The organism is Streptomyces malaysiensis subsp. malaysiensis (genome assembly GCF_040653035.1).
Taxonomy (GTDB): domain Bacteria; phylum Actinomycetota; class Actinomycetes; order Streptomycetales; family Streptomycetaceae; genus Streptomyces; species Streptomyces malaysiensis.
Map to the genome: position 1 here is coordinate 23,742 of NZ_JBEZNG010000005.1, position 13,898 is coordinate 37,639.

Genomic DNA, 13,898 nt, shown 5'->3' on the forward strand with positions numbered 1-13,898 from the left:
CGCTGGCACCACATGTGCCCCAGGATCCGGCACGCGGCACCTCACTACCTGAAGATGCTATGCCGCCTGGGCCTCCCGTGAAGATCGTTCGGCCCTGCTGAGCAGCAGGGCGGCCACCACTCCGCCCGCCAGTACGGCGGCCGCGCCGACCAGCTGGCTGGTCTGGACACCGGAGGCGAAGGCGTCCGCGACGGCCTTACGGTCCTCAGGCGTACGAGCCGCCGCGACGGCGGCCGGAAGCGAGCCCGCCCCGGCGGCGACCGCGGGCAGCAGCGCGGCGAAGCGGGAGTTCAGCACCGCGCCCAGAATGGCGACGCCGAGCCCGTTGCCGCATTCGGTGAGCGTGCCGTTGACCCCCGCGCCCACACCCGCCTTCTCCGGCGGGATGGCCGACATGATGGCGGTCGCCATCGCGGGCATCGCCAGCGCGATACCGGACCCCATCACCGCCAGCCCGAAGAGCATCCCGCCATAGCCGTGCGCCCCGAGCGTCGCGATGATGGCGAGACCGGCCGCGAGCAGGCCCATCCCGCCGACGATCGTCACCGGGGTCCCCAGTCTGAGCAGCAGCCGAGCCCCGACACCGGTGAGATTGAGCGCGACGATCACCAGCGCGAGCGGCGCGGTGCGCAGCCCGGCGTCCAACGCGTCATAGCCGAGCACGAATTGCAGATGCTGGGTGAGCAGGAAGAGCGAACCGCCCATCCCGAAGGCGACGAGGATGCCGCCCGCCACCGCGCCCACGAACCGGCGGTCGCGGAAGAAGTGCATGTCCAGCATGGGATGCGGGATATGACGCTCCCACAGCGCGAAGCCGGCCATCACGGTGACGCCGATGAAGGCCGACAGCAGCACCCGGCCGGAGGTCCAGCCGTGCTCCGGCCCGGAGATGATCGCGAAGACGATGCCGGTCATGCCGACCGTGGACAGCAGCGCGCCGAGCAGATCGGGGCGGTCGCTGGTCGGCGCCTTCGACTCCGGCACCATCCAGACCACGGCGACCAGCCCGACCAGCGCCACCGGGATATTGATCAGGAAGATCGAGCCCCACCAGAAGTGCTCCAGCAGTGTGCCGCCGATCAGCGGCCCCGCGGCGAAGCCGAGGGAGCTGACCGCGCCCCACAGCCCGATGGCCTTGGCCCGCTCGCCCTCCTCGAACACCTGCACCACGACGGCGAGCGTGGTGGTCATCAGCAGCGCCCCGCCGATCCCCATGCCCGCGCGGGCGGCGATCAGCTGACCCGGGTCCTGCGCCATCGACGCGGCGAGCGAGCCGATGCCGAACAGGGCGAGCCCGGCGATCAGCATCTTCTTCCGCCCGTAGCGGTCGGCGGCGCTGCCCGCGGTGAGCAGCAGGCCCGACTGGACCAGCGAGTAGGCGTTGATCATCCACTGGATATCGGCGGTGCGGGCATCCATCTCCCTGGTCAGGGAGGGGATCGCCACATTGAGGATCGTGTTGTCCAGCAACACGGTGAGCTGGGCCAGGCAGATGACGGCGAGAATCAGCCACCGCTGGGGGTGGCCGCCGGAGGACTGTTCGGGCAGGGCGTCGGGCGCGGTATTGGTGATCGGGGCCGGCATGAAGGTCTCCAGACGCACGCTTGTACGGTGTATGGCAATCGGTTTGCCATACACCGTACAAGGGCTGCCGCGCGACGTGCAGCGAATTTCCCCGCGCCCGCGTTTCAGCTGGTCAACCGAGTTCAGCCGGTCTGTCGACCAGTCGGTCAGCCGGTCTTCTTCTGTGTCAGGTCGTAGAGCGTGGCGCTTCCCACGGTGACCTTCTTGTAGGTGGACTCGATCCAGGAGGTGATCTGGGACGAGGTCCCCTGGCCGCCGCCCGGCCCGCCGCCCATCCCGGTGCCCGAGGAGATGAAGTAGTGGATCTTGTCCTGCTTCACATACTCCTTGAACTGGGCGAGCGTCGGGGACGGGTCACTGCCGTTGAATCCGCCGATGGCCATCACGGGCTTCTGGGTGGCCAGCTGATAGCTCGCGGCGTTCTGGGAGCCGATCGCCGCGGCCGCCCAGGTGTAGTCGTCGGCGTTCTTCTTCAGCTTCGCCGCCACCTCGGCGTCGACCTGCTGGCCGTTGAGCAGTCCGCCCATACCGCCGCCGCGCCGGCCACCCTCGCCCATACCCCCGCCGGGCAGCATGCCCGGCGTGCCGTTCTGCCCCTGGCCGCCCTGGGCGTTGCCCTGACCGTTCCGCGGGGACTGGCCGCCACCCGGGAAGCCGCCACCGGGGAAGCCGTTCTGGCCGCCCGGCTGACCGCCGCCGGTGCCGCCGGTGCCGCCGGTGCCGCCGCCCGGCGTACCCTGCCGACCGCCCTGGCCCTGCCCCTGCTGATTGCCCTGGCCCTGACCTTGCTGACCCTGCCCCTGCTGGCCTTGACCTTGCTGGCCTTGACCTTGCTGGCCCGTGCCCTGGCGTCCGTTTTGCATCCCGGGCGGACCGCCCATCCGGCCGCCGCCCGGGAACCCTCCACCCGGACCGCCCATACCGCCCGCCACCGACGGGCCCGCCGTCACGATGGAGCCCTGCTTCGGGGTGTCCACCGTGTTGAGCGTGTACGCGACCGGCCCGGCCAGCCCCGCCGCGAGGCCGAGGCCCGCCGCGGCCAGCGCCGCCTTCCGGCCCAGCCGCCCCGTCGCCAGCAGCCCGGTCAGCAGCAGCCCGGCCGCCGCCGCGAGCCCGCCGATCAGCACCGCCCAGCGCAGCCAGGGGTGCCAGTCCGGCGAACGCCCCAGCAGGACGTACGACATATACGCGGTGACCGCGACCGTGAGGGCGAGCACCGCCGATGCCGCCGCCCCCGCCCGGCCGCCCTCGTTCCGCCGCTCCCACAGCAGGGCCGCGCCCATGCCCACGAGCGCCGCGATGTAGGGGGCCAGTGCGATGTTGTAGTACTGGTGGAAGATCCCGGACATGAAGCTGAAGGTGGCGAACGTCATCAGCAGCGCCCCGCCCCACACCAGGAAGGCCGCGCGCCGGGTGTCGGTGCGCCTCGCCCGCCAGGTCAGCCAGATCCCGGCCGCCAGCAGGATGAACGCCGCGGGCAGCAGCCAGGCGATCTGACCGCCCATGTCGGAGCCGAAGAGCCGGTCGAGCCCGGTATCGCCCCACCTGCCGCCACCGCGACCGCCGCCGCCCGGACCGCCCCCGCCGACGCTGCCGGTCTCATTGCCGTTGATCCGGCCCAGACCGTTGTAGCCGAAGGTCAGCTCCAGGAAGCTGTTGTGCTGCGAACCGCCGATGTACGGACGCGAGGACGCCGGCCACAGCTCGACGATCGCGACCCACCAGCCGCCGGAGACCACCATCGCGAGCCCCGCGAGCAGCAGCTGCCCGATCCGCCGGCCGAACTTCGCCGGGGCGCACACCGCATACACCACCGCGAGCGGCGGCAGAATCAGCCATGCCTGGAGCGTCTTGGTGAGGAAGCCGAGGCCGAAACAGACCCCCGCGAGCACCAGCCACTTGGTGCGGGCGTCCTCCAGCGCGCGCAGCACGCAGTAGACCGCCGAGACCATCAGCAGACAGAGCAGCGCATCGGGGTTGTTGAAGCGGAACATCAGCGCCGCGACCGGGGTGACCGCGAGCGCCGCGGCCGCGATGAGCCCGGCGGCCGCGCTGAACCTGCGGCGTACGGCCGCGTACAGCACCCCGACCGTCGCGACGCCCATCAGCGCCTCGGGGACCAGGATCGCCCAGGAGGAGAGGCCGAAGAGCCGCACCGACAGCGCCATCGGCCACAGCGAGGCCGGGGGCTTGTCGACGGTGATGGAGTTCGCGGCGTCGGAGGAGCCGAAGAAGAACGCCTTCCAGCTCTCGCTGCCCGCCTGCGCGGCCGCCGAGTAGAACTGGTTGGCGTAGCCGGACGCGCCCAGGCTCCACAGATAGAGCACGGTGGTCACGGCCAGCAGGGCCCACAGGGCGGGCCGCGCCCAGCGCGGGTCACCCGGCCGTCCCCGCCGGACCCACGCCAGACGTCCCCCGTCCGAAGCGGCGGAGGCGGCGGAGGCCACGGAGGCCGCAGGTGCCGCAGGTGCCGCAGGTGCCGCAGGTGCCGCAGGTGCCATAGGACCCGCCGGAGCCATGGTGGGAGCCTCCGAAGCCGCCGGGGCCGCGGAAGCCATCGGAACCGCAGGGTCCGCCGGGGGCTGCGGGGGCTGGGGAAGGGGCGGTCCTGCGTCCCGGGTGCCGTGGTCGTGCGTCGTCATCGGTTGTCGTTCCTCGAGTCGTCGGTGATGGCCCCGCTGTCCGACGGGAAGACCCAGGCCCGGAAGAGCAGGAAGCGCAGAACGGTCGCGGCGAGGTTCGCCGCGACCAGCACGGCCAGTTCGGTGCCGTGCGAGGCGGTGCCGGGGACGGCGTCCAAGGCGGCGAGGGAGCCGCTGGTCAGCACGAGGCCGATGCCGAAGACGACCAGCCCCTGCGCCTGGTGGCGCACCGCGCGGTCCCGGCCGCGTACGCCGAAGGTGAGCCTCCGGTTGGCCGCGGTGTTGCCGAGCGCCGACAGCAGCAAGGCCAGCGCGTTGGCCACCTGCGGTCCTGTGCCCAGCCGGAAGAGGGAGTACAACAGCAGATAGACCAGGGTGCTCAGAGCGCCGACCACACAGAACCCGACCAGCTGGCGGGCCAGGCCCTTCGGCACCCCGCTCAGCTCGCGGTCGCGCGGATCGTCGCCGAACGGACGGCGCACCCGGTCGAGCGGCAGCGCGCCGGTGGCCAGCGCGCGCCCCACCCGCCACACACCCTTGAGGTCCTCCGTGGCCGTCTTGAGGATGTGGACCGTGCTGTTGGGGTCGTCCACCCAGTCCACCGGCACCTCGTGGATGCGCAGCCCGGCCCGCTCGGCCAGCACCAGCATCTCGGTGTCGAAGAACCATCCGGTGTCCTCGACCAGCGGCAGCAGCCGCTCCGCGACGTCCTTACGGATCGCTTTGAAACCGCACTGGGCATCGGAGAAGCGGGCGGCCAGGCTGCCGCGCAGGATCAGGTTGTACGCCCGCGAGATGAACTCGCGCTTGGGCCCGCGCACCACGCGTGAGCTGCGCGCCAGCCGCGAGCCGATCGCCAGGTCGGAGTGACCGGAGATCAGCGGGGCCACCAGCGGCAGCAGCGCCTTGAGGTCCGTGGACAGATCGACGTCCATATAGGCGAGCACGGGTGCCTCGGACAGCGACCACACGGTGCGCAGCGCCCGCCCGCGCCCCTTCTGCTCCAGCCGGACCGCCGTCACCTCCTCGATGGTCTCGTCCAGGCGGGCCGCGAGTTCAGGCGTACGGTCCGTGCTGGCGTTGTCGGCGATGGTGATCCGGAAGGCGTACGGAAAGGTACGGGCCAGATGGTCATGCAGCCGTCGCACGCACCGCTCGAGGTCCGCTTCCTCGTTGTAGACGGGGATGACGACGTCCAGCACCGGACGGCCGCGCTCGGCCACCACCGGCCCGCGCACGGGCAAGGTCTGTAGAGGTGTCTCGGGCGGAACCCCGAGAGGGGTGTCGATTCGCATGAGGTCGACGGTCGCGAGCCGCGCTGTCACGGCTGTGTGGTCAGCCTGTGGCCTGCCTGTGAGTCCGTTACGGCCTGGTGAACGCCGCGGTGGACGACCCGGTGAACGACCCGGTGGACGGGCAGATGGACGCCGAACACGGTGCGCCCGGGCACACTGTCCACCGTCACCTTCCCGTCGTGCGCGGCGACGACCGCGTGCACGATGGCCAGGCCGAGCCCCGTACTGCCCGCGGCGCGGGAGCGCGAGGCGTCACCGCGCGCGAACCGTTCGAAGACATGCGGCAGCAGCTCGGGCGGGATGCCGGGACCGTCGTCCTCGATCTCCAGCGAGATGTACGCGGGCGGCCGCGGTGGGCCGAAGGACCCGGCGGCGCGGGCGGCGGCGTACGGCGAACCGTAAGGCGGGGCGTACGGCGAACCGCCCGCCTTACGGTGCCCATGAGCGCCACCGGTCCGGCCACCGGCCCCGACGGTCCCACCGGCCCCGACGGTCCAAGGGACGCCGACGGTCCCAGGGGCCCCGGACGGCGCGACCGGCGTACCTGGCACGCCTGGTCCGCCTGGTCCGCCTGGTCCGCCTGGCGTCGCCGCGGGCGCCCCATGGGGCAGACCGTACGGCGCCGGATACCGCGAGGGGCGCGGCGACGCCTGCGGCCCGCCCCACAGCACCCGCGCCGTGACCGTGGTGCCGGCCGGGGTGTGCGTACGCGCGTTGGCGAGGAGGTTGACCAGCACCTGGCGAAGCCGGGCGTCGTCACCGTGGACGACCGCGGGTTCATCGGGCAGCTCAAGCCGCCACTCGTGGTCGGAGCCGACCGCCCGCGCGTCGCTGACCGCGTCGACGACCAGCGGGGACAGATCGACCTCCGCGCATTCCAGGGGCCGGCCCGCGTCCAGGCGGGCCAGCAGCAGCAGATCCTCGACCAGCCCGGTCATCCGCCCCGCCTCGGACTCGACCCGGCAGAGGGCATGCCGGGTGTCGGGCCCGATCTCCTCCCGGCCGCGCCGGGTCAGCTCCGCGTAACCGCGGATCGAGGCGAGCGGCGTACGGAGCTCATGGCTGGCGTCGGCGACGAACTGCCGCACCCGCGTCTCGCTCTCCTGGCGGGCCGCGAGCGCCGACTCCACATGGCCGAGCATGCGGTTGAGCGCCGCGCCCACCTGGCCGACCTCGGTGCGCGGATCGGCCTCCGAGGCCGGGACGCGCTCGCGCAGCGCCACTTCGCCGCTGTGCAGGGGGAGTTCGGAGACCCGGGTCGCGGTCGCGGCCACCCGGCGCAGCGGGCGCAGCGAGATGCCGACCATCGCGGCCCCGGCGATCCCGGCCGCGACCAGCCCGGCCGCGGTCACACAGACCTCGACGAGGATGAGGGTGTTGACGGTCTCCTGGGTCTGGTCGAGCGGGAAGGCGAGGATGATGCCGCCCTCGCGGTGGTCCCACTGGGCCACGGCCCGGAAGCCGCCGAGGCCGGGCAGATCGATGGTGTGCACCTGCCCGTCGCGGGGGACGGCGGTGAGCGCCTTCAGCTGATCGCCGGACAGGGGGTCCACCCGGCTCTCGGCGTCGGCGTCGTTCGTCATCGGCGAGTCATTGCTCTTGCCGGACGCGGTGATCTCCCCGCCCTGGCCGAACCGCGCCCCGACCGTGCCGATGGGCTGGCCGGGTGAGGCGACGAAGAGCACATCGTCCCGGGGGAGTTCGCGCGCCGGGCCCGGCTTGTTCAGGAACCGCCCTACGGAACCGCGCAGATCGCCGTCCACCTGGCCCTGGAGATACGACTGGAGGGCGAGGGTCGTGACCGTGCCGATCACCGCGCAGACCACCGCGATCAGCGCGACGGCCGAGACGACCAGGCGGGTGCGCAGGGACCAGGGGCGGCGCCCGGGCCGCTGAGCGCGCCGGGCGTGCGCACGCCGCTGCGCCGCGCCCGCTCCTCCCGGGCTCTGGGCCGCTCCCGGGCCCTGTGGCGCTCCCGCGCCGCTCGGCGCCGCCCCCGGGCTCCGCACCGCTCCCGGGCTCGGCTCCGCCCCAGCGCCGCTCGGCGCGGCGCCCGCACCCCGCGGCACCTCCGCGCTCCGGGGCGCTCCCGCGCCCTGAAGCGACTCGGGGGCGCCGCGCGTCACGTTGGTGTGGGACGGCTCGGACGCGCCGGGCGGCTCGGGGGCCCGGGACGGCCGGGGCGGGGGGTGCGCCACGGTGTCTACTCCCCGGGCTTGATCAGATACCCGGCACCACGCCGGGTGTGGATCATCGGAGTGCGCCCAGCGTCGATCTTGCGCCGCAGATACGAGATATAGAGCTCGACGACGTTGGCCTGGCCGCCGAAGTCATAGCTCCACACCCGGTCGAGGATCTGCGCCTTGCTGAGCACCCGGCGCGGATTGCGCATGAGATAGCGCAGCAGCTCGAACTCGGTCGCGGTGAGATGGATCTCCGCGCCCCCGCGCGACACCTCATGGCTGTCCTCGTCCAGGATCAGATCGCCCACGGCAAGCACCGACTCGCTGCGCGCGGCCGCCGCCCCCGACCTGCGCAGCAGGCCCCGCAGCCGGGCGACGACCTCCTCCAGGCTGAACGGCTTGGTCACGTAGTCGTCGCCGCCCGCCGTCAGCCCCGCGATCCGGTCCTCCACCGCGTCCCGCGCGGTCAGGAACAGCACCGGGACATCGGGCAGCTCCCGGCGCAGCCGCCCCAGCACCGCGAGCCCGTCCATATCGGGCAGCATGATGTCCAGGACCACCGCGTCCGGGCGCAGTTCACGGGTGATCCGGATCGCGTCCGCGCCGTCACCGGCGGTGCGCACCTCCCACCCCTCGTAGCGCAGGGCCATCGACAGCAGGTCGGCGAGCGCCGACTCATCGTCCACAACCAGCACCCGGACGGGGCTCCCGTCGGGGCGCAGCAGCTCGGTACGCCCATGAGGCGAGGTCGGCATCATGTCCATCACCCTCCGCGCGGGGCCTGAGAGGTCCCTTTCGGCCGCCTGTGAATTACCTGAGAATCCTGTGGAGCCCGGCGCAACCGGCCAGAGCCGCGGAACGACGGGACGCGGGAGACGACGTCCCCAGGCACGGAATCGACACCCCGGACGCGGAATGACCGCACACGGAATGACCGGACACGGAATAAGCGGAAGGACTCCCGGGCTTCCCACTGCATGACTTCTCGTCCCGCACTTGGCAAGATCGGCATCTGGACCGGAGCCCTGAAGGCGAGCGTCGCGCCATCAGAGCAGGTCAGCGAGATGGCGGCGGAACTGGACGAGCTGGGGTACGGCACCATCTGGCTCGGTGGCAACCCCAGCCCCGATGAGGCCGGTCTCCTCCTGGACGCCACCCCACGGATCACCATCGCGACCGGCATCCTCAGCATCTGGGACCACGAGGCGCCCTATGTCGCCGAGCGGCACACCGCGCTCAACGCCGCCCACGACGGCCGCTTCCTCCTCGGCCTCGGCGTGAGCCACAGCGCGCTCGCCGGTGAGCGCTACAGGCGCCCGTACACGGCGATGAAGGAGTACCTGACCGCGCTGGACTCCGCCCCGACCCCGGTCCCCACCTCCGAGCGCGTGCTGGCCGCCCTCGGCCCGAAGATGCTGGAGCTGTCCCGCGACCGCGCGGCCGGCGCGCATCCGTATCTCGTCACCCCCGAGCACACCAGCGAGGCCCGCGACATCCTGGGCAAGGACGCCGTGCTCGCACCGGAGCTGAAGGTCGTCCTCGACACGGACCAGGCCCGCGCCCGCGACGTCGCCCGCGGCTACCTCGGCCGCTACCTGGCGCTGCCCAACTACACCAACAACTTCCGGCGGCTGGGCTTCGAGGACGCGGACTTCGTGGACGGTGGCAGCGACCGCCTCCTCTCCGCCATGTACGCCTTCGGTGACGCGGAGGCGATCCGGGCGCGCGTCGACGAATTCCTGACCGCGGGCGCCGACCACGTGGCGATCCAGGTGGTGACCGCCGACCCGATGAAGGACATCCCCCGCGAGCAGTGGCGCACCCTGGCCCAGGCACTGCCGCTGGACAAGGGCTGACCCTGACCCCGGCCCCTGCCCCCGCCCGGCACCCCCGGCACCGGGCGAGGCGGGGGCGGGGGCGGGCGGACGCCATCGCAAGCCCTCTGTCCCGAGCAGGACCTCATATCCCGAACAGCCGCGCCGCGTTCCCGTAGCAGACCGCGCGCAGCCACTCCTCGTCCTGGCCGATCCGCGTCAGCGCGTCCAGCGCATGGCGATACCCGTACGGGATGTTGGGGAAGTCGCTCCCGAACAGCACCCGGTCCCCGAGGGCGGCCAGCCTTCCCCGTTCCGCCCGCGGAAACGGCCACCGGCTCTCGGTGAAGTCGGTGAAGGCCATCGTGGTGTCCAGGTGGACGCCGTCGTACCGCTCCGCCAGCCCCAGGAAGTCCGCGTACTCCGGCAGCCCCATATGCGCGATGATCAGGCGCAGCCGGGGATGGCGGGCGAGCACCCGCCCCACCGGCTCGGGGCCGGTGTACTTCCCCGGGCCGGGCCCCGAGCCGCAGTGGATGACGATGGGCGTCCCGCTCTCGGCGAGCGTGCCCCACACCGGGTCGAGCAGCGCGTCACCCGGGTCGTACGCCCCCACCTGCACATGGGCCTTGAACACCCGCGCCCCGCCGTCGAGCGCCGCGCGCACATATCCCTCCACACCGGGCTCGGGGAAGAAGGTCGCGGTGTGCAGACAGTCGGGCGTACGGGCGGCGAACCCGGCCGCCCAGTCGTTCAGCCACCGCGCCATGTCCGGCTTGTGGGGGTAGAGCATCGCGGTGAAGGCCCGTACCCCGAACGCCCGTAGCATCGCGAGCCGCTCGGTCTCCTCCTCGCGGTAGGTGATGGGCCAGCGGGGCTCGACGGCGTCGAAGTAGGCCCAGACCTTGTCCAGTACGCGCTGGGGCATGAAGTGGGTGTGCACATCGATGAGTCCGGGCAGCCCGAGCTCCTGCCAGAACCGCTGCACCAGCACCACGGCGGGATCGTCCATGCCGATCACGGTAGTTGGCCGCGGGCGTATTGCTACAGCCTCGTCTCAAGCTCTCGCCTCGAGTTGATCACAGCCCCAACCAGTGGTTTTGTCACGGGCATGATGATCCGCCCCGCCGCAAGATCATCACAACGGGAACCGATGAGGTGAACTGACGCCCCGTGACCGGCGTATCCATCCAAGACCACCGCCGCCCGCTGGACGTCCTCACCGACCGCCATCAACCACGGGGGACCGCTTCATGCCCAACCGCCTGCCTCGCACCGCCCGATCAGGCACCGCCCGATCAGGCACCGCCCGATCAGGCACCGCTCTGCTCTGCGCCCTCGGCGTCACCCTCCTCGGCCTCGCCACCACCGGCTGCGAGGACGACACCGCCGCCGCGTCCGGCCGACGGCAGCCCGCGACCCGCGCCGACCTGGCGGCCGACAGCGACGGCGGCAAGACGCTCCGGCTCGGCGAGCCCACGTCGATCACCTACAAGAGCGGCTCGGACCATATGCGGGGCGCCCTGCGGGTCACCGCGGTGAAGGTACGCAAGGGCACACACGCCCAGCTGAGGACGGCGGGCGTGGACGCGTCCGACGTACGGACGACCCAGCCGTACTACGTCACCATGACCTTCGAGAACATCGGCGAGAACTCCCTCCACTACCCCTTCCTCAACACCCCCACCGGACTCGAGGACACAGGCGGTGTGGACGACCAGCCCCTCATCACCGGCGACACCGAGGAGGCGGTGTGCCGGGGCAAGGATCCGGACGACTTCGCGGTGGGCGCGAAGGTCTCCCTGTGCAAGGTGTTCCTGGTGCCGAACGGCATACGGCCGTCGGTGGTGACGTACAGCACGGGCGACGACACCAAGCGCCCGGTGAGCTGGAAGGCCACACGCTGACGGCGGCGGGGCGGGGGGATCTCGACGCGGCCCCGGGCCACGAAGTGGCCGAACGACCGAGGGCCCGGCACTGAAGAAGTGCCGGGCCCTCGATATCCGAGTAGCGGGGACAGGATTTGAACCTGCGACCTCTGGGTTATGAGCCCAGCGAGCTACCGAGCTGCTCCACCCCGCGTCGATGAACGTAACTCTACGTCATTCTCCCCGCTAAGGGAAATCCACCATCGGGGCGGACGGCTCGGAGCGGAATCCCACCCCTTCCGGGACGGCGCCGACGACTCCGGGACGGCGCCGACACCGCCCCGTACCCGAGGACCGATGGTCCACGTCGGGCGTTAGCGGGGCGTTAGCCGTACAGCGACGGAGCATCAGCGGCGGCCGACAGCCTTGTTGTCACGAGCCCGGAACACCATTTCGCGAGAACGGGAAACCCCATGTCGAACCGCACCGCACTCCGCCACACCCGCAAGGCCGCCGCCGCCATGATCATCGCCGTCGCCGCGCTCGGGCTCACCGCCTGCCAGGACAGCGAGGCCGACACCTCGTCCTCGCCCTCGTCCCCCTCCGCGAGCGCCCCGCAGTCCCCCACGGCCAAGACCCCCGATGACTCCGCCAACACCACACCGTCGGGCACACCGAAGAAGTCCGACGGGCGCTGCACCAACCAGATCAACTACGCGGGGGACCCCAGGTCCAACGCCGAAATCAACAGCATCGGCGAAGAGACGGGCCACTGCCCGAAGCCGCAGAAGGCCGACACACCGTCCGGCACCCCCAAGAAGCCCGGCGTGAGCTGCACGAACCAGATCAACTACGCGGGCGACCCCCGGCCCAACGCCGAAATCAACACCATCGGAGAGAAGACCGGCTACTGCCCGCCGGTCCAGCACCAGTAAGCCCGATCGTCGCCCGTTCGCCCGTACGCCCGCACCCCGAAAGCCCAGCGGCCGGCTCTCCGGCGCCCTCCCGCCGACCGTGTGACGACGCCACGGGGCCGTGACGACACCAGGGGGCTGTGGACGACACCATGGACCCGCCGCGCCCAGCAGCACAGGGACCGACCGGTGGAGCACTTGTCCGGCTCCGACCAGGTGACACCGCACGCGAACGGGTGATTCAGGCACTTTTCCCGTTTCCAGGTGGAAGAAAAACAGTGGCATTCATGCGCGAATGGCACGCATGAACACCTGGGAGGAAACATGCCGATACAAGCGAGCGCGCTCGTGCGCGGCAGCTCGGTGCTGATCACCGCCGCGGCGACCGTCGCCATGCTGGCTGCCCCTGCCGAACCCATCGAAGCCAAAGCCCACGGCGGGCGGCCGAGCGACGGACGAGCGGCCGAAACCAGGCAGATCGCGTCCTCGGTCCTGGACGCCGACAAGAACGTCAAGTTCACCCTGACCGCGATCCGGTCCACTGTCGACCCGCTGAGGGCCACCGTCCGTCTGAAGGCATTCGCCCGGGAGCACGGCCGGTTCGTGCTGTCGGACGAGGTACGGGTCGGCGCGGTGGACAGCTGGTTCTGGTTCCCGGTCACCGGACGCGGCGCGATCTGCGAGTTCTCGACGGCGAGCACCAACCCCGCGCCCATCACCACGAGCCTGCTGATCACCCCGGCGATCGGCTGCTCGCCACCCCAGCGCTTCGAGCTGCGGGACGGCAAGTTCAAGGCCGACGGCCACGGCACACGGACCCCGCGCGGCGGAGTGAGCACCGGCGGTGGCGGCATGGCCGACCGGACCGCCGCCCGGAAAACTCCGGCCGCCGTATAGGCCATTGAACCGAGGTCCGGCTCGGTAGCCCCGCCACCGAGCCGGACACGTAGGTGCCCCTCTGGGCACCGGCCTGCCAGACTCATCGATCCAGCCGGATCGGGCCGACGATCCAGCAGGGCAGCGTCGGCGCTCCAGCCGGACAGGGTCGGCGCTCGAGCCGGACAGGGCTGGCGTGGCGTGACTTCGGAGGTCTCCAGGGTGAGTGACTGCGCCTTCTGCCGTATCGGGCAACGCGAGATGGACGAGGACTTGGTCGCCTACCGCTCGGAGAACGTCTTCATCGTCCCCGCGCTCAAGCAGCGGCCGAACAACCCCGGCCACGCCCTCGTCCTGCCCGTGTCACATCTGACCGACCTTCATGACGTCCCCCCTGATCTCCTGCATGAGCTCATCGAGGTCACGGCGAGAGTGACCTCAGCGGTGAAAGACGCCTACGGGGCGACCGGAAGCACGGTCACGCAGAACAACCACATCCCAGGTCAGGCACTTCACCACGTCCACATCCATGTCATCCCCCGCTTCGAGGACGACGCGTTCCGCATGCCGGAGACGGAACTGCACGAAGCGCCACGAGACATACGCCTCGCCCGAGCGGCCGCCCTGCGCAAGGCATTGCGGCCGAGAGCTTGAGACCGACGACCGTCGATTGACGCGATCCCCCTCGGCCGTCCGAACGGGGCGCAGACAGCGACCAGGTA

The 13,898-nt window shown here is 71.4% G+C and carries 11 protein-coding genes and 1 tRNA gene; 5 read left to right on the forward strand and 7 right to left on the reverse strand.

The window, feature by feature from the left end; genetic code table 11:
* Positions 1-57: 57 nt before the first annotated feature.
* The 5 genes from AB0E24_RS11990 to AB0E24_RS12010 form a co-directional block, all read right to left on the reverse strand.
* Positions 58-1,584, reverse strand: coding sequence for an MFS transporter (locus AB0E24_RS11990; RefSeq protein ID WP_359377005.1), 1,527 nt, complete (start codon positions 1,582-1,584; stop codon positions 58-60).
* Positions 1,585-1,730: 146 nt separating this feature from the next.
* Positions 1,731-4,226 carry an ArnT family glycosyltransferase gene (locus tag AB0E24_RS11995; RefSeq protein ID WP_435865267.1) on the reverse strand — a complete coding sequence of 832 codons (2,496 nt, stop codon included), beginning with the start codon at positions 4,224-4,226 and terminating at the stop codon, positions 1,731-1,733.
* On the reverse strand, positions 4,223-5,521 hold the full coding sequence (locus tag AB0E24_RS12000; protein ID WP_102935595.1) for a bifunctional glycosyltransferase family 2/GtrA family protein: 1,299 nt from the start codon (positions 5,519-5,521) through the stop codon (positions 4,223-4,225). The genes AB0E24_RS11995 and AB0E24_RS12000 overlap by 4 nt, the downstream gene beginning before the upstream one ends.
* A gap of 26 nt (positions 5,522-5,547) precedes the next feature.
* Entirely contained in the window at positions 5,548-7,377 is a 1,830-nt protein-coding gene (locus tag AB0E24_RS12005; RefSeq protein WP_435865277.1) for a sensor histidine kinase, read from the reverse strand.
* A 347-nt stretch (positions 7,378-7,724) separates the two neighbouring features.
* Positions 7,725-8,462: a response regulator transcription factor gene (locus tag AB0E24_RS12010; RefSeq protein WP_069861405.1), complete on the reverse strand. Its 738-nt coding sequence runs from the start codon at positions 8,460-8,462 to the stop codon at positions 7,725-7,727.
* Positions 8,463-8,681: 219 nt separating this feature from the next.
* Here AB0E24_RS12010 and AB0E24_RS12015 point away from each other — a divergent pair, with 219 nt between their 5' ends.
* A complete protein-coding gene (locus tag AB0E24_RS12015; protein WP_069861041.1) occupies positions 8,682-9,560 on the forward strand; it encodes an LLM class F420-dependent oxidoreductase in 879 nt (292 codons plus the stop codon).
* Positions 9,561-9,663: 103 nt separating this feature from the next.
* Here the strand turns inward: AB0E24_RS12015 and AB0E24_RS12020 are convergent, their stop codons facing one another.
* On the reverse strand, positions 9,664-10,530 hold the full coding sequence (locus AB0E24_RS12020) for an amidohydrolase family protein (protein ID WP_359376421.1): 867 nt from the start codon (positions 10,528-10,530) through the stop codon (positions 9,664-9,666).
* A gap of 241 nt (positions 10,531-10,771) precedes the next feature.
* Here AB0E24_RS12020 and AB0E24_RS12025 point away from each other — a divergent pair, with 241 nt between their 5' ends.
* On the forward strand, positions 10,772-11,425 hold the full coding sequence (locus tag AB0E24_RS12025; RefSeq protein ID WP_359376423.1) for a hypothetical protein: 654 nt from the start codon (positions 10,772-10,774) through the stop codon (positions 11,423-11,425).
* Between the two features lie 101 nt (positions 11,426-11,526).
* On the opposite strand, the gene AB0E24_RS12030 is transcribed toward AB0E24_RS12025, so the two are convergent.
* A tRNA-Met gene (locus AB0E24_RS12030) sits at positions 11,527-11,600 on the reverse strand.
* A 259-nt stretch (positions 11,601-11,859) separates the two neighbouring features.
* Between AB0E24_RS12030 and AB0E24_RS12035 the strand changes: the two genes are divergently transcribed.
* The 3 genes from AB0E24_RS12035 to AB0E24_RS12045 all read left to right on the forward strand — a co-directional run bounded on the left by AB0E24_RS12035 (position 11,860) and on the right by AB0E24_RS12045 (position 13,830).
* Positions 11,860-12,321, forward strand: a complete 462-nt coding sequence (locus tag AB0E24_RS12035; protein ID WP_359376426.1) for a hypothetical protein — start codon at positions 11,860-11,862, stop codon at positions 12,319-12,321.
* Positions 12,322-12,624: 303 nt separating this feature from the next.
* Positions 12,625-13,197 (forward strand): hypothetical protein, encoded by a 573-nt coding sequence (locus AB0E24_RS12040; RefSeq protein ID WP_359376429.1) that lies wholly within the window; start codon positions 12,625-12,627, stop codon positions 13,195-13,197.
* Positions 13,198-13,398: 201 nt separating this feature from the next.
* A complete protein-coding gene (locus AB0E24_RS12045; protein WP_359376432.1) occupies positions 13,399-13,830 on the forward strand; it encodes an HIT family protein in 432 nt (143 codons plus the stop codon).
* Positions 13,831-13,898 lie beyond the last annotated feature (68 nt).

What these genes read in the sequence shown, in the direction of transcription:
- AB0E24_RS11990 (WP_359377005.1), bottom strand. Translation starts at nt 1,584, where the DNA reads ATGCCGGCCCCGATCACCAATACCGCGCCCGACGCCCTGCCCGAACAG.
- AB0E24_RS11995 (WP_435865267.1), bottom strand. Translation starts at nt 4,226, where the DNA reads ATGACGACGCACGACCACGGCACCCGGGACGCAGGACCGCCCCTTCCC.
- AB0E24_RS12000 (WP_102935595.1), bottom strand. Translation starts at nt 5,521, where the DNA reads ATGCGAATCGACACCCCTCTCGGGGTTCCGCCCGAGACACCTCTACAG.
- AB0E24_RS12010 (WP_069861405.1), bottom strand. Translation starts at nt 8,462, where the DNA reads ATGATGCCGACCTCGCCTCATGGGCGTACCGAGCTGCTGCGCCCCGAC.
- AB0E24_RS12015 (WP_069861041.1), top strand. Translation starts at nt 8,682, where the DNA reads ATGACTTCTCGTCCCGCACTTGGCAAGATCGGCATCTGGACCGGAGCC.
- AB0E24_RS12020 (WP_359376421.1), bottom strand. Translation starts at nt 10,530, where the DNA reads ATGGACGATCCCGCCGTGGTGCTGGTGCAGCGGTTCTGGCAGGAGCTC.
- AB0E24_RS12025 (WP_359376423.1), top strand. Translation starts at nt 10,772, where the DNA reads ATGCCCAACCGCCTGCCTCGCACCGCCCGATCAGGCACCGCCCGATCA.
- AB0E24_RS12035 (WP_359376426.1), top strand. Translation starts at nt 11,860, where the DNA reads ATGTCGAACCGCACCGCACTCCGCCACACCCGCAAGGCCGCCGCCGCC.
- AB0E24_RS12040 (WP_359376429.1), top strand. Translation starts at nt 12,625, where the DNA reads ATGCCGATACAAGCGAGCGCGCTCGTGCGCGGCAGCTCGGTGCTGATC.